At 71.5% G+C, this 18922-nt stretch carries 20 protein-coding genes, 2 tRNA genes and 1 pseudogene; 15 read left to right on the top strand and 8 right to left on the bottom strand.

Going from position 1 to position 18922, the window contains the following annotated elements:
• Positions 1 to 66 precede the first annotated feature (66 nt).
• Positions 67 to 654: a hypothetical protein gene (locus IQ251_RS05735; protein WP_193927397.1), complete on the bottom strand. Its 588-nt coding sequence runs from the start codon at positions 652 to 654 to the stop codon at positions 67 to 69.
• Positions 655 to 797: 143 nt separating this feature from the next.
• A tRNA-Arg gene (locus IQ251_RS05730) sits at positions 798 to 870 on the bottom strand.
• A gap of 143 nt (positions 871 to 1013) precedes the next feature.
• Between IQ251_RS05730 and IQ251_RS05725 the strand changes: the two genes are divergently transcribed.
• Positions 1014 to 3062: an AAA family ATPase gene (locus tag IQ251_RS05725; protein WP_193927396.1), complete on the top strand. Its 2049-nt coding sequence runs from the start codon at positions 1014 to 1016 to the stop codon at positions 3060 to 3062.
• Between the two features lie 6 nt (positions 3063 to 3068).
• Here the strand turns inward: IQ251_RS05725 and IQ251_RS05720 are convergent, their stop codons facing one another.
• Positions 3069 to 4178, bottom strand: coding sequence for a hypothetical protein (locus IQ251_RS05720; protein WP_370591224.1), 1110 nt, complete (start codon positions 4176 to 4178; stop codon positions 3069 to 3071).
• 148 nt (positions 4179 to 4326) lie between these two features.
• Positions 4327 to 5007, bottom strand: coding sequence for a 5,6-dimethylbenzimidazole synthase (gene bluB / locus IQ251_RS05715; protein WP_228046195.1), 681 nt, complete (start codon positions 5005 to 5007; stop codon positions 4327 to 4329).
• A 156-nt stretch (positions 5008 to 5163) separates the two neighbouring features.
• Here bluB and IQ251_RS05710 point away from each other — a divergent pair, with 156 nt between their 5' ends.
• The 7 genes from IQ251_RS05710 to IQ251_RS05680 all read left to right on the top strand — a co-directional run bounded on the left by IQ251_RS05710 (position 5164) and on the right by IQ251_RS05680 (position 12013).
• The gene (locus IQ251_RS05710) at positions 5164 to 5415 is read left to right on the top strand and encodes a type B 50S ribosomal protein L31 (protein WP_193927393.1); all 252 of its coding nucleotides are present in this window, start codon (positions 5164 to 5166) and stop codon (positions 5413 to 5415) included.
• Between the two features lie 94 nt (positions 5416 to 5509).
• On the top strand, positions 5510 to 6205 hold the full coding sequence (locus IQ251_RS05705) for a response regulator transcription factor (protein WP_193927392.1): 696 nt from the start codon (positions 5510 to 5512) through the stop codon (positions 6203 to 6205).
• Complete coding sequence (locus tag IQ251_RS05700; protein WP_193927391.1) at positions 6202 to 7692, top strand: HAMP domain-containing sensor histidine kinase; 1491 nt, start codon at positions 6202 to 6204, stop codon at positions 7690 to 7692. Before IQ251_RS05705 ends, IQ251_RS05700 begins: the two co-directional genes overlap by 4 nt.
• Before the next feature lie 199 nt (positions 7693 to 7891).
• Positions 7892 to 8695, top strand: coding sequence for a DeoR/GlpR family DNA-binding transcription regulator (locus IQ251_RS05695; protein WP_193927390.1), 804 nt, complete (start codon positions 7892 to 7894; stop codon positions 8693 to 8695).
• Positions 8692 to 9765, top strand: coding sequence for a galactose-1-phosphate uridylyltransferase (galT, locus tag IQ251_RS05690; RefSeq protein WP_193927389.1), 1074 nt, complete (start codon positions 8692 to 8694; stop codon positions 9763 to 9765). The genes IQ251_RS05695 and galT overlap by 4 nt, the downstream gene beginning before the upstream one ends.
• A 142-nt stretch (positions 9766 to 9907) precedes the next feature.
• Positions 9908 to 11299 (top strand): S1C family serine protease, encoded by a 1392-nt coding sequence (locus tag IQ251_RS05685; RefSeq protein ID WP_193927388.1) that lies wholly within the window; start codon positions 9908 to 9910, stop codon positions 11297 to 11299.
• A 213-nt stretch (positions 11300 to 11512) separates the two neighbouring features.
• Entirely contained in the window at positions 11513 to 12013 is a 501-nt protein-coding gene (locus IQ251_RS05680; RefSeq protein WP_193927387.1) for a MogA/MoaB family molybdenum cofactor biosynthesis protein, read from the top strand.
• A gap of 138 nt (positions 12014 to 12151) precedes the next feature.
• Here the strand turns inward: IQ251_RS05680 and IQ251_RS05675 are convergent, their stop codons facing one another.
• Positions 12152 to 12451: an antitoxin gene (locus IQ251_RS05675; RefSeq protein WP_193927386.1), complete on the bottom strand. Its 300-nt coding sequence runs from the start codon at positions 12449 to 12451 to the stop codon at positions 12152 to 12154.
• A 161-nt stretch (positions 12452 to 12612) separates the two neighbouring features.
• Here IQ251_RS05675 and IQ251_RS05670 point away from each other — a divergent pair, with 161 nt between their 5' ends.
• Positions 12613 to 12789 (top strand): hypothetical protein, encoded by a 177-nt coding sequence (locus IQ251_RS05670; RefSeq protein WP_193927385.1) that lies wholly within the window; start codon positions 12613 to 12615, stop codon positions 12787 to 12789.
• Positions 12790 to 12813: 24 nt separating this feature from the next.
• Here IQ251_RS05670 and mscL read toward each other — a convergent pair whose 3' ends face one another.
• Positions 12814 to 13281, bottom strand: a complete 468-nt coding sequence (mscL, locus tag IQ251_RS05665; RefSeq protein WP_193927384.1) for a large conductance mechanosensitive channel protein MscL — start codon at positions 13279 to 13281, stop codon at positions 12814 to 12816.
• Between the two features lie 203 nt (positions 13282 to 13484).
• Here mscL and IQ251_RS20225 point away from each other — a divergent pair, with 203 nt between their 5' ends.
• Positions 13485 to 13667: a hypothetical protein gene (locus tag IQ251_RS20225; protein ID WP_370591240.1), complete on the top strand. Its 183-nt coding sequence runs from the start codon at positions 13485 to 13487 to the stop codon at positions 13665 to 13667.
• Between the two features lie 14 nt (positions 13668 to 13681).
• Here the strand turns inward: IQ251_RS20225 and IQ251_RS20220 are convergent.
• Both IQ251_RS20220 and IQ251_RS05655 read right to left on the bottom strand, forming a co-directional pair.
• A pseudogene (locus tag IQ251_RS20220) lies at positions 13682 to 13822 on the bottom strand (FmdB family zinc ribbon protein); the annotation flags it as partial.
• Positions 13823 to 13941: 119 nt separating this feature from the next.
• Positions 13942 to 14547 (bottom strand): 5-formyltetrahydrofolate cyclo-ligase, encoded by a 606-nt coding sequence (locus tag IQ251_RS05655; RefSeq protein ID WP_193927382.1) that lies wholly within the window; start codon positions 14545 to 14547, stop codon positions 13942 to 13944.
• Positions 14548 to 14583: 36 nt separating this feature from the next.
• On the opposite strand from IQ251_RS05655, the gene IQ251_RS05650 reads away from it, so the two are divergent.
• The 5 genes from IQ251_RS05650 to IQ251_RS05630 all read left to right on the top strand — a co-directional run bounded on the left by IQ251_RS05650 (position 14584) and on the right by IQ251_RS05630 (position 18525).
• Entirely contained in the window at positions 14584 to 15486 is a 903-nt protein-coding gene (locus tag IQ251_RS05650; RefSeq protein WP_193927381.1) for a UTP--glucose-1-phosphate uridylyltransferase, read from the top strand.
• Between the two features lie 46 nt (positions 15487 to 15532).
• Positions 15533 to 16756, top strand: coding sequence for a molybdotransferase-like divisome protein Glp (gene glp, locus IQ251_RS05645; RefSeq protein WP_193927380.1), 1224 nt, complete (start codon positions 15533 to 15535; stop codon positions 16754 to 16756).
• 6 nt (positions 16757 to 16762) lie between these two features.
• Positions 16763 to 17425 (top strand): GNAT family N-acetyltransferase, encoded by a 663-nt coding sequence (locus IQ251_RS05640; RefSeq protein ID WP_193927379.1) that lies wholly within the window; start codon positions 16763 to 16765, stop codon positions 17423 to 17425.
• Between the two features lie 146 nt (positions 17426 to 17571).
• Positions 17572 to 18378: a divisome protein SepX/GlpR gene (sepX, locus tag IQ251_RS05635; protein ID WP_193927378.1), complete on the top strand. Its 807-nt coding sequence runs from the start codon at positions 17572 to 17574 to the stop codon at positions 18376 to 18378.
• 74 nt (positions 18379 to 18452) lie between these two features.
• A tRNA-Ala gene (locus IQ251_RS05630) sits at positions 18453 to 18525 on the top strand.
• The last annotated feature ends 397 nt before the right edge of the window (positions 18526 to 18922 follow it).

Below are 18922 nucleotides of genomic sequence, written 5' to 3'. Positions count from 1 at the left end.
GCCTGTTGTTCCCCGGTCAGCAGGTCTCCCCGAAGCACTCCATAAGACGGAAGCACCGCGCAGCCCTCAGCATGCGGGGCCGAGGTGGGTCGGGATCCCGTGGTGCGGTTCGCCGATCGGGAGATGCTCCGGGTCTGTGGTGCAGGCGGTCTTCGCGAGGGCGTAGGCCAGGTGGATGTACTTCGAGCCTGGCGCGCTGATCTCGATCGGTATGCGTACGGCGTATCCGCGCGAGGTCACGTGCAGGAGTGCTTCGACCTGCTCGGTGTCCCCGCTGATGTAGCGGAGTGCGAGCCGCTCGCCCCACATGTCCGCGACGGGTTGGTACTCGGCAGAACGTCCCAGTTCCTGCAACACCCAGGCGTGAACGAGGAAAGGGGATGCCGACTCGTCGTCGGGGACCCAGAAGACGCTGTCGTCGATCTCCGGTTCGGGAAGCCCCGGACCGATGTTGGCGAGGCGCTGTCGAATCAGCGTGCAGCTGTCATCCGGGTCGATGCGCAGCGTTGCCGTCGAGCCGTCTGCCCACGAAACCGTCACCATCGCAGGCCGCCGGCTCAGATCGATGCTCGTGACCAGGAAGCCAACGGCCACGTTGCCGCCCTGGAGCAGCGCCAGGTTGCCGACGATCGGCGACCACCACTCGGCGGGCATGTCCCTCCCGTTCACCACGTGACCGGTTCGCTAGTTCCCGCAGCCGATGCTTGAGCATCCGGGGTCTCGCCGGTGGACAGCTGATCGAATTGTGCGTGGTGATCGTGTCCCTGACCGGGCCAACGGTACTGACCTGGGAAATGCGCCCCCGGCAGGATTCGAACCTGCGACACCCGCTTTAGGAGAGCGGTGCTCTATCCCCTGAGCTACGAGGGCTCGGCCCGCTGCGGGCCTCGTCGGAGGGTACCCGCTCGGGAGGCCGGCGCGGACACCCGGTGCGGATGTGCCGAGCCGGCCACCGGGCTGCCGCTGTCGCGTAGGGTCAGGTGATCGTTACTCGACGGTACCGAGGTGGGGTCGTGGGCAACTCGAACAGCGGTGACGGGAACAACGTGGTCCAGGCCGGGACGATCAACGGCGACGTGCACATCGCGGGGGAACGGGCGGATCCGGTCCCGGCGAGTCTCGCCGCCGCGCCGTCGGGATTCGTCAACCGCGAGCCGGAGCTGCAGGTGCTGGACGGTCTGCTGACGCAGGAGCGCAGCGATCGGGCCGGTTTCGGGGTGATCAGCGGTTCCAGCGGCACCGGCAAGACCGGCCTCGCGACCCACTGGGCGCATCGGGTCAAGGACCGGTTCCCGGACGGTCAGGTGCACGTCGATCTCGCTTCCGGCGAGCGTTCGCTGGACGACGCCGCGCAGGACGTGCTGCGGGAACTCGGCGTCAAGGGTGCGGACATCCCGGAGCAGGCGGAAGCCCGGATCTCGCTGTTGCGCACCCGTACCGCGGACAAGCGGCTGCTGATCCTGTTGGACGACGTGCCGGATCCCGATGCGGCAGAACGGCTGCGGTCCAGCTCGCCGGGCAGCGTCTTGCTGTGCACCAGCTTTCGGGATGCTTCCGCGTCGGCCGGCCAGGACGCCGTCGTCGTCCGCCTCGACGCGTTGAGCACCGAGCACGTGGTGCAGTTCCTGCGCAGCGGGTTCCCGAGCGGTACCGAGCTCAGCCCCGAGGACGGTGCGGAGCTGGCGCGGCACTGCGGCTGCCTGCCCGCGACCATGCGCGTGGCCGCCGGCCAGTTGCGCAAGCACGGGTGGACCGTGCCGCGCGCGCTGCGCGAGCTGACCGATCCGCGCAGGCGGCAGCGGCACTTGAAGGACCACCTCGCGGTCGTGGACCTGGCCGTCGAGCACCTGCGGACCGATGAGGCCGAGCTGTACGCGCTGCTGAGCCTGTTCCCCGGTCCCGCGGCGCCCGCGTTCGCCGCCGCGGCGCTGGCCGACGCCGACGAACTCGACGCCGAGCTGCTGCTCGCCGACCTGCACGAGGCTTGCCTGGTGGAACGCAACGACCGCGAGCAGTACCTGTTCCACGACGTGGTCCGCGAGCACGCCGAGCAGCGGGCCGCCGCGCTCGATCCCGATGAGCGCGTCGACGCGCTGCGCCGGCTCGTGGCGCGCTACCGGGAACTCGGCGCGTTCGCCGACCGCGCGGTCACCACCACCGACCGGCTGCGCGTGGGTGACATCCAGGTGACCGGGGACAACCCGTTCACCGGGAAGACCGAAGCCCTCGAATGGCTGGAGGGTGAACGGCTGAACCTGCTCGCCCTGCAGCGGCTCGCCGCCGACAAGGGTTGGCACCGGGACGTCGTCGCGCTCGCGGAAGGCGCGCTGTGGGCGCTGCACAACCAGCACAAGTACTTCACCGACGCCCTGCGCGCCTTCCGGCTCGGCGCGGACGCGGCCGCAGCGGCCGAGGACGCGGTCGCCGAAGCCCGGATGCTGAGCCTGCACGGGCAGGTCCGAATCGAACTCGGACGGCCCACCGACGCGCTGCAGGACTGCGAACGGGCCGTGCAGCTCGCCGAACGCGCCGGGCACCGCGAAGTGCTGGCTTCGGCGATCGAATTCCGCGGCAAGGCGCGCAGCGGGCTCGGCGAGCACGAGGTGGCACTGGCCGACTTCCGCCGCTCGCACGAGCTCAACCTGGAGCTCGCGGACACGCGCGGGGTCCTGTTGCAGGAGTACCTCGCCGGTCGCGAACTGGTCGCGCTCGGCCGCGCCGGGCATGCCCTGGACAGCCTGCGCAGCGCCCGGGAGCGGCTCGCGCTGATCTCGGACGAACCGCGGTTGGCGCAGCGCATCGACACCGCGGTTGCCGCGGCGCACCGGATGTCCGACGAGCACGTGACCGCCGTCGACCTGCTGCACGACGTGCTCACCGGTGTCCGCGCACGCGGCGCCACCGGCGACCTGGCCGAACCGCTGGAACTGCTCGCCGACTCGCTCACCGCGCTGTCCCGGCCCGGCGCCGCGGACCACCTGCGCGAAGCGCTGCAGCTGCTGGAGCAGTCCGGCGACCCGCGGGCCGACCGGGTGCGGACCAAGCTCGCCGAGCTCGGCTGACCCGGCTCAGCGGAACCCGTCGACCCACGGGCGCGCGGACACCGGCGGTGGCGCGGCGGGCCACGACGGTTCCGGGAGGCCCAACTCCCGGTGCAGGACACGACGCAACCGAGCGAAACCGCTTGGCGCGAAGGTGTTCTCGATCAGCTTCGCGTGCTCGGGGACCGAGGTCGCGGCGGCGATGCGCTCGCGCAGCGGCTCGCCGGGCAGCAGGTGGTCGGCCCGGGCGCCCAGCTCGGCCATCCGCGAACCGGCCACCACCTCGGATCGACCGAAAGCCGCCAACAGCAACGGTTTTCCCAGTGCAGCGGCATACATCGCCAGTGAACCGTGGTCGGACACCACGACATCCGCGGCCACCAGCGCCGCCTGCCAGCCGCCGAGCGGTTCGGCCAGCAGGAGCCCGCCGGTGCGCGCGGACCGGGTCCAATGGCCCAGGTTCAGGTGCCCGTGCCGCGTCCACACGTTGGGGTGCAGTGCCGCGGCGACCCGGTGGTCGTCCGGCAACGCCGCGACGAGGTCGGCGGGCAGCTTTCCGTGCCGTCCGAACAGCGACTCCGGCCCCCAAGTGGAGGCGACCAGGACCAGGCGCTCGTTCGCGACGCCCAGCGCGTGGCGGTATGCCGAGCGCCCCGGCAGGCTCGCCTGCAACCGGTCCAGGCAGGGATCCCCGATGACCTCGGCACGGGCGACGGCTTCCGGGCATCGGGCGCGCAGCAGGTCGAGGTGGTCGGGATGGCCGAGCCCGACCACGTCCGGGACCAGCGCACCATCGGCGACCAGCTCATCGCGGGCGAGCCCGGCGATCTCGCCGCTCACACCGGATCCGGTCGCCGCGTGCTTGTGCGGGCCCGCACCGTGCGGCAGCACGAGCAGCGGGATGCCCAGCTCCGTCAGCGGGCCCTTCTCGCTCGCCGCCACCGCGAAGGTGAACTCGCGGGGCTCGACCGACACCCAGTCCACGACCAGCGCGCCGATCCGGTGGAGCTCTTCGACCAGCCCGCCGGCGAACTCCGACCCCGGCACCACGGTGAACCAGGTCTCGATCCGCAGGTCATCGGCCAGCACCGGTAGCACGTCCAGCAACCGGTCGAGCGCGGCGCGGGTGCGTACCACCAGGAGCACTCGCTTCTCGGCGCGGACGGTGCTCCTCCGGTCTCCGGTCTCCGGTCTCCGGTCTCCGGTCTGTCCACAGTGTACTCGAAAGCGTCGGCTCCCGAGTCGGATTCGCCCCGTCCGCCGTGCTTCCGGTGCGGTGGCCGGGTCATCGCGGCGAGCTGCCGCCGTAGCGTTCGTGGTGCACGACGTCCTCCAGCGGCATCCGGCTGCGCCAGCCGTGCCGTTCCAGATCGGGCGTGTCGGCCAGCGCGCGCACCGTGCCGAGGCACAGCCAGGCGACCGGCCGCACGCCGGACGGGATGTGCAGCAGCCTGCGCAGGAACTCCTCCCGGTAGAAGCTGACCCAGCCCACACCGAGCCCCTCTGCGGTCGCGGACAGCCACAGGTTCTGGATGGCCAGGCACACCGAGTACAGCCCGGCGTCGGCGATGGCGTGCCTGCCCAGCACCTGCGGTGATCCCCGGTCCGGGTCGTAGGTGACGGCGAGCCCCAGGCTGGATTCGACGATGCCCTCGACCTTGATCCGGCTGAACGTCTCCGCCCGTTCACCGTCCAGTGAGGCGGCGAACACGCTGCGCTCGGCGAGCACGTGCTCGCGGAAGCCGCGGCGGGTCGCCTCGTCGCGCACCAGCACGAAGTCCCAGGGCTGGCTCAGCCCGACGCTGGGTGCGCTGTGCGCGGCGGTGAGCACCCTGCGCAGCACGTCGTCCGGGATCGGTCGGCCGTCGAACTCCGCGCGCACGTCGCGCCTGCGCTCGATCGTCTCGTACAGGTCTGCGATGGGCGATGGCTGAGCGGGCTGCCCCGCGTTCTCGACGGTGGTCATTCGGACCATCGTGCCGTGCGGCGGTTCCCGCCCGGGAGGGGGTCGGGACGCCGCCGGTGCTATCGTGCAATGAAAACCGTTTTCGTTAAATACGTGCCCCGTTCGCCGGGTAGCTGGACGGGGAGCAACCGTCCCCAGCGCAACCAGGGAGTGAAGGTGAAACCGGACATCCATCCCGAGTACCACCCGGTCGTGTATCAAGATCGGGGCACCGGCGACCGGTTCCTGACCCGGTCCACCGCGACCTCGGAGACCTACGTGGAGTGGGAGGACGGCAACTCCTACCCGCTCATCACCATCGACGTGACCGCCTACTCGCACCCGTTCTGGACCGGCAACCAGCGGGTGCTCGACACGCAGGGCCGGGTGGAGAAGTTCCGCCGCCGCTACGGGGGCCGCACCCGCTGAGCCCGCGGCGGCCCGCCCCCGCGGGCGGGCCGCCGCGCGCCGGCGCGAACCCGGTTCTCAGCCGCCTCTCAGGACGAAGAGTAAGACTGTCGGCATGCGCATCCTCGTCGTCGACGACGATCGTGCCGTGCGGGAGTCGCTGCGGAGATCCTTGCAGTTCAACGGGTACCAGGTCGAGCTCGCCGCGGACGGTCAGCAAGCCCTGGACTGGCTCTCGGACAACCGGCCCGACGCGATGGTCCTCGACGTGATGATGCCGCGGCTGGACGGGCTGGAAGTCGCACGCAGGTTGCGCGGCACCGGCGACGACCTGCCCATTCTGGTGCTGACCGCGCGGGACGCCGTGTCCGACCGGGTCGCCGGGCTGGACGCCGGGGCGGACGACTACCTGCCCAAACCCTTCGCGCTGGAAGAGCTGCTGGCCCGGTTGCGCGCCCTGCTGCGACGCACCGGCCAGCCGGAGCCCGGTGCGGAAGCCGAACCGGCCGCGCTGCGCTTCGCCGATCTGGAGCTGGACCCCGGTACCCGCGAGGTCCGCCGCGGCGAGCGCCCGATCAGCCTCACCCGCACCGAGTTCTCGCTGTTGGAACTGCTGATGGCGCACCCCAAGCAGGTGCTGACCCGCAGCCGGTTGCTGGAGGACGTGTGGGGCTACGATTTCCCGACCTCGGGGAACGCGCTGGAGGTCTACGTCGGCTACCTGCGGCGCAAGACCGAGGCCGAAGGTGAACCCCGGCTGATCCACACCGTCCGGGGAGTCGGATACGTGCTGCGCGAGACCCCGCCGTGAACCTTCCCGCACCACCCCCGCCGGACGCGCCGGCCGACCGCCCGAAGGAGAGCCGGTTCCAACGCGTCCCGCTGCGCAACCGCGTGACCTGGCTGGCCGCGATCTGCGTCGCCGGTGCCGTGGCACTGGTATCCGTGGCGGCCTTCCTGACCGTCAACGACAGCCTGTATCAGCAGGTCGACGACGACCTCACGGATCGGGCGGTGGACGCCGCGCAAGGTCCGCTGGTGCAGACGCCCGACCTGCAGCAGGTGCCGGTCGCGTTCTACGCGGCGGCCAACTTCAAGATCAGCGTGGTCTCCGCCGACGGCAGTGAGATCGGCCCTATCGACCGGCCGCCGTCCAGCTACCTGGAGCTGTCCGTGGCCAAGGGCGAGGTCCCGCGGTCGCTGCGCACCGACCAGCGGACGAACAGCCGCGTCGTGGCGGTGCCCACCGGTGAGGACGCCGCGCTGGTGATGTCCACCTCGCTGCGCCCGACCCAGCAGACCCTGGCGCAACTGAGCGTGGTGCTGGTCGTGATGGGCGGGGCGGGCATCCTGCTGGCCGCGGCGGCGGGCACCGCGGTCGCGCGGGCCGGGCTGCGTCCGGTGCAGCGGCTCACCGCGGCCACCGAGCGGGTGGCCAGAACCGGTGACCTGCGGCCCATCCCGGTCAGCGGCGACGACGAACTGGCCCGGCTGACCACCAGTTTCAACGGCATGCTCAGTGCGCTGGCCGAGTCCCAGGAGCGCCAGCGCCGGTTGGTCGCCGATGCCGGGCACGAACTGCGCACCCCGCTGACCTCGTTGCGCACCAACTTGGAGCTGTTGATGGCCTCCGCCCGGCCGGACGCGCCGACGCTGTCCGATGAGGACCGCGCCGAGATGTTCGCCGACGTGCAGGGCCAGGTGAACGAGTTGTCCGCGTTGGTCGGGGACCTGGTGGAACTGGCCAGGGAGGACACCCCGCAGGCCGTGCACGAGCCGCTGGAGCTGGTGGACGTCGTCGAGCGGGCGCTGAGCCGCGCGCAGCGGCGGTCGCCGCGGATCACCTTCGACGTGCGGGTGCGGTCGTGGGAGATGCTCGGCGATGCCACGGCGCTGGAGCGCGCGGTGCTGAACCTGCTGGACAACGCGGCCAAGTGGAGTCCGGATTCCGCCACGGTGCGGGTCGACCTGCACCCGGACCAGGACGGCTTCGCGGTGCTCGAAGTGGCCGATGCGGGCCCGGGGATCTCGCAGGCGGATCTGCCGTACGTGTTCGAGCGCTTCTACCGCTCCTCGGACGCGCGCACGCTGCCCGGTTCGGGGCTGGGGCTGTCCATCGTCAAGCAGGTGGCCGAGCGGCACGGCGGCACCGTGTGGGCCGGCCCGGCGCCGGAGGGCGGCGCGTTGCTGCACATGTCGCTGCCCGGTCAGCAGCCGGGCGCTGCGGCGGAGGACGAGCAGGACGGCACCGCGGGGCCATCGGAGCAGGACGAAGACGCGGAAACCGAACAGCAATGAACAGCACGTCCGGGTGATGACCGGGCAGACGCGCGTCGCGCGCCGGTGAGCTGTTCGGGTACTGTTGTTTTCTGTTGGGTTGATGTGTCGTCCGCGTTCTGGACGGATCGGTGCCCTGGATGGATCTGTGCCTGGGACGGATCTGCGTCCCGGATGGATCCGCGTCCTGCGAACCGGGCGGACGCGGGACGGAGGTGCGGTGCTCGCGCGGCAACGCCAGGAAGTGATCCTGGACGAGATCCGCCGGACCGGCGCGGTGCAGGTCAGCGATCTGGTCGCCCGGTTGGGCGTGTCGGACATGACCATCCGCCGCGACCTCGACGTGCTCGCGCGGCGCGGGGACGTGGACAAGGTCTACGGCGGGGCGACCTCGGCGCTGGGCCGCAGCACCGACGAACCCGGTTTCGACGCGAAATCCGCGCGCCAGCTCCGGGAGAAGGAGGCCATCTGCCGCGTGGCCGCCGAGCAGGTGCGGCCCGGCACGGCGATCGGCCTGTCCGCGGGCACGACGACGCACACCCTGGCCCGGCAGCTGGATGACGTGGCCGATCTCACCGCGGTCACCAACTCGGTGCGCGTCGCCGACGCCCTGCAGCAGCGGTCCCGGACCGACCGCACCGTCGTGCTCACCGGCGGGGTGCGCACCCCGTCGGACGCCCTGGTCGGGCCGGTTGCGCTCCAGGCGCTGCGCACCCTGCACCTGGATGTGGTCTTCCTCGGCGTGCACGGCATGGCCCAACGCGCCGGCTGCACCACGCCCAACCTGAACGAGGGCGAGACCAACCGGGCGCTGGCGCAGGCGGCCGGACGGCTGGTCGTGCTGGCCGACAGCTCCAAGTGGTCCACAGTGGGCATTTCCACCATCGTCGACTTCGACGAGGTGGACCTGCTGATCACCGACGACGGCCCCCCGGAAGGGGCCCGGCAGTGGCTCGGGGACCGCGTGGAACTCGAACTGGCCGCGACCGCCGAGGACGGCGCGCGGCAGGAGGAGGTGCCGTGAAGCGCACGGTCGGGCACCTGGCCGACGGCCGGGAGATCATCTACTTCGACGCCGATCCGGACCGCACCCGCACCGCGGTGGACACGCGCGATCTGCCGCCGCAGGCCCCGGCTTCCGAGATCCGGCGGGATCCGCTCTCCGGGGACTGGGTCGCCATCGCCGCGCACCGCCAGGCGCGCACGTACAAGCCGCCGGCCGACCAGTGCCCGCTGTGCCCGAGCAGGCCGGGACATCCCACCGAGATCCCGGAATCCGACTACGACGTGGTGGTCTTCGGCAACCAGTTCCCGTCGTTCGCGCAGCACATCCCGGGTTTCGACGGGACCGTCGACGGCATCGAGCAGGTGCCGGCCGGACCGGCGCGCGGGCAGTGCGAGGTCGTCTGCTTCACCTCCGACCACGACTCCTCGTTCGCGCAGCTGAGCCAGGACAAGGCGCGGCTGGTGGTCGACGCGTGGGCGGACCGGACCGCGGAGCTGGCCGGATTGCCGGGCGTCGAGCAGGTCTTCTGCTTCGAGAACCGGGGCGAGGAGATCGGCGTCACGCTGCACCACCCGCACGGCCAGATCTACGCCTACCCGTTCGTCACCCCGCGCACCGCCAAGGAGCTCGCCACCGCCGAGCGTTACCTGCGGGAACGCGGAACCCCGGTGCAGGGCGACGTGCTCGCCGCCGAACGAGCCGGCGGGCAACGGGTCCTGGTCGAATCCGAGCACTGGACCGCCTACGTGCCGGCCGCGGCGCGCTGGCCGGTGGAGGTGCACGTGGTGCCGCACCGGCAGGTGCCGGACATCCCGGCGCTCACCGGTCCGGAGCGCGACGACTTCGCCGCCACCTACCTCGACGTGCTGCGCAGGCTGGACCGCCTCTACGACCGGCGGCTGCCGTACGTGGCGGGCTGGCACCAGGCCCCGGTGCACACCGGGCGGGACGCGGCCTGGTTGCGGATGGAGGTGTTCTCCGTGCAGCGCACCGCGGACAGGTTGAAATACCTGGCGGGTTCGGAATCAGGTATGGCAGTGTGGATCAACGACGCGACTCCGGAGCAGATCGCCGCCCGGCTGCGCTGATGCCGCCGGCGCGCGGTCCGCTCCGCTGGGCGGTCCGCAGTCGTCGGGCGGCCGTCCGGTCGTCGGAAACCGCGAGCGCAATGGCAATGACACCTCAGGCTGATCTCAGGCGACTCTCAGCCCCGTATCGCATCCTGGAAATATGAGCGACCACCCCTCAGGATCCGCAGGCGACCAGCCGGGTGAGCAGCAGCCGCCCTCCGGCGGCCCGGCGCCGCACCAGGAGGGCGGTGCCGCCGCGCACCCCGGTTCGCAGCAGCCGGGTTCGCAGCCCGGCTCGGAACACCCGGGCGCGCAACCGGGTTCGGCGCAGTCCTCCGGTTCGGCGCAGCCCGGTCCGCAGCCGTGGCAGCACCAGCCGTACCCGACGCAGCAGTTCGACCAGCGCCGGCAGTTCGACCAGGGGCAGCAGCAGTTCTCCGGGCAGCAGCCCTGGCAACCCGGTTACACCGGCGCGCAGCCGGTGCCGCAGCAGGGACGTGGTCGCGGTGGCCTGTTCGCCGGGATGACCGTGCTCGCCCTGGTGGCCGCGTTGATCGGCGGCGGCATCGGTTCGTTCGTCGGGTACCGGATGATAGGTGATCAGGCCCCGGGCGTGAGCTCGCTGGACGACACGCGGCCGGCGCGCAGCACCAGCAACGCCCCGGAAGGCACCGTGCAGCAGGTCGCGGACAAGGTGCTGCCCAGCGTCGTGCAGCTGCAGGGCGCCTCCGGTGAGGGCTCCGGCATGGTGATCAGCGAGGACGGCTACATCCTCACCAACAACCACGTGGCCGAGGAGAGCGCTCGCGGGCAGCTGCGCGCGATGTTCCACGACAACCGCTCCGCGCCGGTGCGGCTGGTGGGCACCGACCCGAATTCCGATCTCGCCGTGGTCAAGGCCGACATCAACGGCCTCACCCCGGTCGAGCTCGGCCGCAGCGACGACCTCCCGGTGGGTGCGCCGGTGGTGGCGATCGGTTCCCCGTTCGGCCTGTCCGGCACCGTCACCAGCGGGATCATCAGCGCCAAGGACCGCCCGGTGCGCGCGGGCGGGGAGAGCGGGGCGCAGGCCAGCGTGCTCAACGCGCTGCAGACCGACGCCGCGATCAACCCGGGCAACTCCGGTGGTCCGCTGGTGGACATGGACGGCCGCGTGGTGGGCATCAACTCGGCCATCTACAGCCCGGGAGGCGCGCAGCAGGACCAGGCCGGTTCGGTCGGGCTCGGGTTCTCCATCCCGATCGACCAGGCGTGGCGCACCGCCAAGGAGCTCATGGAGACCGGGCACGCCAGGCAGACCGAGCTGGGCGTCCGGATCACCGACGGCCCGCAGCCCGGTGCGTTCGTGGTCGACGTCATGCCCCGTGGAGCCGCCGAGGAAGCCGGTGTCCGCGAACGCGACCTGATCACCAAGATCGACGACCGACCGATCCAGGACGCCGATGCCCTGGTGGCCGCGGTCCGCTCGCACGCTCCCGGTGAGCGCGTGACGCTGACCATCGGTGCCGGGGATGCCGAGCGGACGGTCGACGTGACGCTCAAGGGCGAGTGAGTTCCGCAGCAGCAGTCCACGCGGCGGGCCGCCACGCGGGTGGTCGTGGCGTCCCCGCCGGGTACACCGCATCCCGCGCGGCGATCGCCGGGGGAGCTGGAGGAAACGATGTCCGACACCACACCGACCATGCCCCGGTTGATCAAGCCGGGCGAAAACCCCACCGGCTTACACGACCTGACCCCGGCTTCGCTTGCCACTACCGTTACCGGCATGGAACGCAGCGCGCAGCGGTTGGGCCGGGCACTGGTGGTCGTCGTCGACGACCGGGTCGCCCAGGGTGAGCAGGACGACGGCATCGGGCCGTTGGTGACCGAATTGCTGGAGGAAGCCGGTTTCATCGTCGACGGCACGGTCGCGGTGGCCGGGGAGACGGTCGAGATCCGCAATGCGCTGAACACGGCCGTGATCGGCGGGGTGGACGTGGTGATCACGGTCGGCGGGACCGGCGTCTCGCCGCGCGACGTCACCCCGGACGCCACCGCCGGTGTGCTGGATCGCCCGATTCCCGGGGTCGCGGAAGCGCTGCGCGCCTCCGGGCTGGCCGCGGGCGCGGTGGACGCCGGGGTGTCCCGGGGACTGGTCGGCGTGTCCGGCAGCACCCTGGTGGTCAACCTGGCCAACACCCGCTCCGCGGTGCGGGACGGGATGGCCACGCTGACACCGCTGGTCGCGCACGTCATCGAGCAGCTGTCCGGACTGGAAAGCGCCTAGCGGGTCGCTGTTCAGCAGAACGCCGGTGGCATCCACGCGGATGCCACCGGCGTTCTCGCTGTCAGAACCGGGTGCGCGGCGGTCGGCGCCGTCGCTGCCGCGGTTTGGCCCGGTCCGGGCGCTGCTGATCCGGCCGGATCAGGACGACTTCGGCCCCGTGCCGTCGGATCCGCCGTCGTTGCGGTCCTTGTCCTCGGGTCCGCCCTTGTCGCCGTCGCGGCCCGGTTCGCCGTTCTGCTGATCGCGGTTGAGCGCGTCCTGCACCTTGCTGTTCACGCCCTCGATCTTGTCGTGGTACTTGCCACCGGTCGCCTTGTCCAGCTGCGACTTCGCGGCGTCGACACCCTTGGCCGCGGTGGGGCCGTGCTTGTCCGCCAATTCTTCGGCCTTGCCCTTGGCCTGGTTGGCCAGATCCTTGGCCTTGTCCAGGAAACTCATCGTTGCCCTCCAGTGGCTCGCGTCCGCCAAACCGCGGGGGTTGCACGCCAACCCCACCACCATCAACTGTAACCGAATTCACGAGCGTGCTGACCAGGCGATTCGTCCGCTCCGCCGGTCCTGCGCCACCGCAGTGCGGTGCGGCGCGCGAGGATGGAGGGGTGAGCGATGAGGACGTGCGGGACGAGCAGGAGCGGCTGCGCAGGCGGCGCAGGCTCGCCGAGGTGTTCGGCGACGTGCTGCCGGAGAACACCTCCGACGACGCGCCCGAGCATGAGCGTCCCGCCGATCCCGGCCGCTGGTACCGGGAGAACACCCCGCCGCACCACGGTTCCTGACGACACCGCGCCGGAACGGTCCCGCTAGTTCTGCTGGCCGTTGCCGACCCGGTCGGTGGCCTCCGCCTCCACGGTGACACTCGCCGCGTCCGCGGTCGTGGCCTCGTCGAGCCCCTGCTGCTTGCGCAGCAGATCGCGGATCTCCTGCAGCAGCTCCACGTCGGTGGGCTCGGCTTCCTCGGTCGTCTTGCGCATGTTCTGCAGCTTCTGCATCGGCGCGACGAACAGGAAGTAGACGACACCGGCGGTGAGCAGGAAGGTGATCACCGCGTTGATCACCGCGGCGAAGTCGATGACCGAGCGCAGGTTGCCGTCCTGCAGCGTGATGGCCAGTCCGGTCACCTCGCTGCCGCCGGTGGCCGCGATGAACGGCTCGATGATGCTGCTGGTGAACGTCGTGACCAGTGCCGTGAACGCGCTCCCGACCACGACGGCGACCGCCAGGTCGATCACGTTGCCGCGCATCAGGAAGTCCTTGAAGCCCTTGAGCACGTCTTCTCCGCCTCTCTCGGTGTCACCGTCCGCCACCGCCCGGTGGCCCGCAACGGAGCGTAACGGCGAGGATCCGGAGCGAGGACGCGGGTGAGCGTTCGTGCGGGTGGCACCGGCTCGGGACATGCGAAAACCCGCCGGTCGTGCTGACCGGCGGGTCAGGGGAGAGGGCGGCTCAGGAAGCGGCGGCAGCGGTCGTCGAGGTGCTCGACGAGCCGGACGAGGACGCGGAGCTCGACGAGCCCGCGGTGCTCGACGAGGAGGAGTCGGACGAGGGCGACGAGGAGCCGGACTCGGAACCGGACGATCCGGAGGACTCGGACCCGGACGAGGACGAGCCGCCGGAGCTGCTCGTGGAGCTGCCGGAGCGGTTGTCGGTGCGGTAGAAACCGCTGCCCTTGAACACGATGCCCACGGCGTTGAACAGCTTGCGGAGGCGGCCGGTGCACTCGGGGCACTCGGTCAGCGAGTCCTCGCTGAACGACTGCACCGTCTCGAATCGGTGATCGCACTCGGTGCAGGCGTACTGGTAAGTGGGCACGGCCGTGAACCTCCGACGTCTCGTACTTGGCACTCGAACTACACGAGTGCCAAATCAATGATGCGGGACAACAGGTGTCCGGTGCAAACACTCCTACGTCACAGCGCGGTGGCCGGTGGTCACCGCGCAGCGGCGGGCAGCGGTGCGAACCCGGCCTGCGGGGTCAGCACCGCGGTCATCCGCACGTCGTGCTCCTCGCCGGGCAGCTCCTCGACGAACTCGGCGTCGCGCACCACGGCCACCAGCTCGACCCCGGCGGCCGCGCTGGGCAGCGAGCGGTCGTAGTAGCCCGCGCCGCGCCCCAGCCGCACGCCCCGCCGGTCCACGCCCAGCGCGGGCACCAGCACCAGGTCCGCGGTGCCGATCGCGTGCTGCCCGAGCCGCTCACCGGCCGGTTCGAGCAGCCCCATCCGGGCCTCGCGCAGCGATTCGGGCCCGGTGTAGCGGGCCCAGTCCAGCGGCTGCCTGCCGTCCACGACCGGCAGCAGCACCGCGCAGCCCGCCTCGTGCAGCACCTGCGGCAGCTGCGCGGATCCCGGCTCCGGTCCGACCGGGACGTAGGCCGCGACCGTGCCGGTCCCGCGCTGCTCGACGAGGTCCCGGACACCGCGCAGCAGCGCCGCCGCTTCGGTCGACAGGGTGGTCGTGCTCAGCGCGCGGCGCTGTCCCAGCAGTTCACGCCGCCAGCCGTCCTTGGTCGTGCGAATCGGTTCGGAAGTGCTCACGGGTTCACCCTAGGGTTCCCCGATAGGCTCGCGCGCATGAGCAGCCCGACGAGCACGTCGCCAGCGTTCCGCACCGCAATCGTGCCTGCCGCCGGCCTGGGGACCAGGTTCCTGCCGACGACCAAGGCGGTGCCCAAGGAGTTGCTCCCGGTGGTCGACACTCCGGGCATCGAACTGGTCGCCGAGGAGGCCGCCGAGGCCGGTGCCGAGCGGCTGGTCGTGGTGACGTCGCCGGACAAGCGGTCGGTGGCCGAGTACTTCCAGCACCAGCCCGAACTGGAGAGCACGCTGGCCGAGCGCGGCAAGGACCGGCTGCTGGACAAGGTCCGGCGCGGCCCGGACCTGATCAACGCCGAGATCGCGCTGCAGGAGCGCGCGCTGGGCCTCGGCCATGCCGTCGGCTGCGCCGAACCCAACCTCGCCCCCACCGATGACGCGGTCGCCGTGCTGCTGCCCGATGACCTGGTGCTGCCGCACGGGGTGCTCGGCCGGATGGCCGAGACCCGTCGCAGGTTCGGCGGCAGTGTGCTGTGCGCGTTCGACGTGCCCGCCGACAGCGTGTCCTCCTACGGGATCTTCGACGTCGACGACACCGACGAGAACGACGTCAAGCGGGTGCGCGGCATGGTGGAGAAGCCCGCTCCGGACCGGGCGCCGTCCCGGCTGGCCGCCGCGGGCCGCTACCTGCTCGACCGCGCCGTGTTCGACGCGTTGCGGCGGATCGATCCGGGTGCCGGAGGCGAGCTGCAGCTGACGGATGCCGTAGCGTTGCTGATCTCCGAAGATCACCCGGTGCACGTGGTCGTGCACAGCGGTGTGCGACACGACTTGGGAAATCCTGGCGGATTCCTGAAAGCTGCGGTGGACTTCGCGCTGAAGGATTCCGAGATCGGGCCGGACCTGCGGGACTGGCTCGTGGAGCGGATTGGCAGGAGCTGAGGCCGCGCCGGTGCGTGCGGCCCGGCCCGCGGGGAGGGCGACACCCATGAGGTCAGTGGACGAGCAACTCGCGCGCGTGCTCACGGCCGCCGTGCGCCCCGCGCCGGTCCGCGTCGCGATATCCGAGGCGCAGGGCTTGCTGTGCGCCGAGGAGGTCGTCGCCGAACAGGCGCTGCCCGGGTTCGACCAGGCGGCCGTGGACGGATACGCGGTGCGCAGCGTGGATGTGCAGACCGCGGTGGACGAGTCGACGATCCTGCCGATCGTCGGCGAGATCGGGGTCGCCTCGCGGCAGCCGCGCAGGCTGCAGCCCGGCCAGACCGTGCGGGTGGCCACCGGCGCGCCGCTGCCCACGCTGGCCGACGCCGTGGTGCCGCTGGACTACACCGACCAGCACCCGGCCAAGGTGACCGTGCACCGGCCGGTGCCGTCCGCGGCGTTCGTCCGCCGCACCGGCGAGGACGTGCAGACCGGTGACGTCGCGGTGCGTCGCGGAGCTCCGATCGGTTCGGCCCAGGTGGGCCTGCTGGCCGCGGTCGGCCGGGACAAGGTCCTGGTGCACCCGCGCCCGCGCATCTCGGTGATCTCGGTGGGCGACGAGCTGGTCGATGTGGACCGCACCCCGGGTCAGGGCCAGGTCTACGACGTGAACTCCTATGCGCTGGCCGCCGCCGCCCGGGACGCCGGTGCCGAGGTCACCCGAGTCGGCGTGGTCGGCGGCGATCCCGCCCGGCTGCGCGAGGTCGTCGAGGGCCGGCTGCTGCTGTCCGAGATCGTGGTGATCGCCGGCGGCGTCGGTGGTGCGGCGGGGGAGCGGATCGCCGGTGGACTCGCCGACCTCGGTGAGCTGGACGTGACCCGGGTGCGGATGCATCCCGGATCGGTGCAGGGCTTCGGCAGGCTCGGCCCGGACGAGATCCCGACGTTCGCGCTGCCGGGCAACCCGGTCAGCTCGCTGGTCGTGTTCGAGGCGCTGGTGCGGCCGCTGATCCGGGCGGCGCTGGGCAAAGGCAATCCGCACCGCCGCACGGTCGACGCGGAACTGGTCTCCCCGGTGTCGTCCCGGGAGGGCCGCCGCGGTTTCCTGCGCGGCCAGCTGCTGCGCGATCCGGACAGCGGTTCGTACCTGGTCCAGCCGCTGGGCACCTCGGGGTCGCACCTGCTGGCCTCGCTGGCCGAAGCGAACTGCCTGCTGGTCGTCGGCGAGGACACGACGGAGGTGGCCGCGGGGGAGCAGGTCCAGGTGCGGTTCCTGTCCCAGCGCGCCTGACCGGCGATGCCTGCCGACCGCGCGGATCCGCATACCGCCCGCCATCCGGGCTGGCCGGGGCGTCCCGGTCCGCTGCGCACCGCGGGAGGCCGGGTGGCGCTGCGCCCGCCGCGGCTGCGCGACGCCCGTGCCTGGTCGAGCACGCGGCTGCGCGATCGCGCCTACCTGCAGCAGTGGGAACCGTCGGCGGTCGGCGGTTGGAACGAGCGCAACACCCCGGGCGCTTGGCCGGCGCAGTGGGCGGCGCTGCGCGGGATGGCCCGGCGCGGTCAGGCACTGCCGTTCACGATCACCGTCGACGGCGAGTTCGCCGGTCAGCTGACGGTGGGCAACATCGTCCGCGGCGCGCTGCGCTCCGGGTGGATCGGGTACTGGGTCGCCGCCGACCGGGCCGGGGGCGGGGTGGCGACCGCCGCGGTGGCCCTCGCCCAGGACCACGGCTTCGGCCCGGCCGGGCTGCACCGGCTGGAGGCCACGGTGCGGCCGGAGAACGCGGCCAGCATCCGCGTGCTGGAGAAGACGGGATTCCGCCGCGAGGGGTTGTTCGAGCGCTACCTGGATGTCGCCGGGGCCTGGCGGGACCACTACGTCTACGCGCTCACCGCCGAGGAGCTCCCGGGCGGTGCCGCCGCGGCGCTGGTCCGGGCCGGTTTGGCCGAATGGTCCTGATCGCTGCTGCGAAAGTGTGATCATGGGCACTCGTGCACAACCGAATCGGCACGGCGTGGCTCCGAGACAGGAGTGGTGGATGTGGCTAACGTGACGTGAGCGGAACGTATCCGTGCTGCCAGTAGCCAGGGGGGAGGTGGCGAGGCATGCCGAGTTCGTTGCTCTTCGCCGCACTGGCGGTGGCGTGGCTGGTCGTGCTGGTGCCGATGTTCGCCCGTCGCCGTCAAGAGGTTTCCAGGACCGAGGACTCCGCGCTGGCAGCGCGGGTGGTCCGCCGAGGGACCGACCGGCACCCGGGGCGGGGTGCCGGGCCCATCGACCAGGTGGAGGACGGGATGCCGGACACCGACCGGGACGACGCCGTCGAGGAGTACGACCAGGACGGGGGGTGGCGGCCGGTCAACGGCGACGACGTGCGCGCCGGGCGCCGCTACCGGCCGGGGCGCGGCGGGTTCGACCCCGAGGCGGCGGCGCTGGCCGCGCGCGCCAAGTACGCCCGGCGGCAGCGCATCGTGCTGTCCATCCTGCTGGCCGCGGTCGTCACCGCGGTGCTGGCGGCGGTGGCGTGGAGCCCGCTGTGGTGGCTGCACGCGCTCGCCGACCTGGTGCTGGTCGGCTACCTGACCTACCTGCGCAGGCAGGTGCGCATCGAGGAAGAGGTCCGCAACCGCAGGCTCGCCCGGATGAACGGCGAGCGGGAGGACTTCGCGGATGCGCCCGAGCAGGACCGCTACGAGTACGCCGAATACGACGAGGACGGCTACGAGTACGAGGACGACCGGGACGGTGAGTTCGCCGGGCCCCAGGAGGCGGACCGGCGGGTGCCGCAGCGGGCCGAGCGCCCGGCAGCGGTCGGCCGGGCGGTGCCGGTGGACATCGACGACGAAGACCCGATGTTCGATGAGCTGGACGAACGCACCTGGCAGCCGTACCGCAAGGCCGTCGGCGAATGACCGTCCCGCCGCGGGAGGGGGGTGCTGTGAAAGCCGATCGAGTGCCTTGCTAGGCTTTCGTCAGCACTCACCGAGGGGCTGTAGCGCAGTTGGTAGCGCGTCTCGTTCGCATCGAGAAGGTCAGGGGTTCGATTCCCCTCAGCTCCACCGAATAGGAGGCGAGCGCTCGCGGAGAGCGCTCGTCTTTTTCGGTTTCGCGTGTTGACCGCGGGGGCCGAGCCCCCGCGGACCCCCACGGTGCGGTGGTGGCGTTCCGTTGGCTTCCCGAGTTCGGAGTGTTCCCGGCCTGCCCACGGACCAGCCCTCCGGTGGTGTTCGAGTAAGCTCCCCCAACCTCCACGCAATGCCTCGTGGTCGATGGCCGCTGGTTATCCTACCCGGGTGTCGATGTCCATACGGGGGTTGTCCCCGTTGGCCCCCGCGGTGCGGTAGTCGCTTGCTGTGCGGCTCCGCGCCGTTTTTGTGTTTCCCGACCTGCTCGCGGACTGGCGAGTGGGTGGTTGGTCGGCTAGATCGAGATCCCGCGCCGGCACGATGACTGCGT

It is taken from the genome of Saccharopolyspora montiporae (assembly GCF_015209505.1).
In the GTDB taxonomy this organism is placed as follows: domain Bacteria; phylum Actinomycetota; class Actinomycetes; order Mycobacteriales; family Pseudonocardiaceae; genus Saccharopolyspora; species Saccharopolyspora montiporae.
This window is presented reverse-complemented; position numbering and strand designations above follow the sequence as displayed.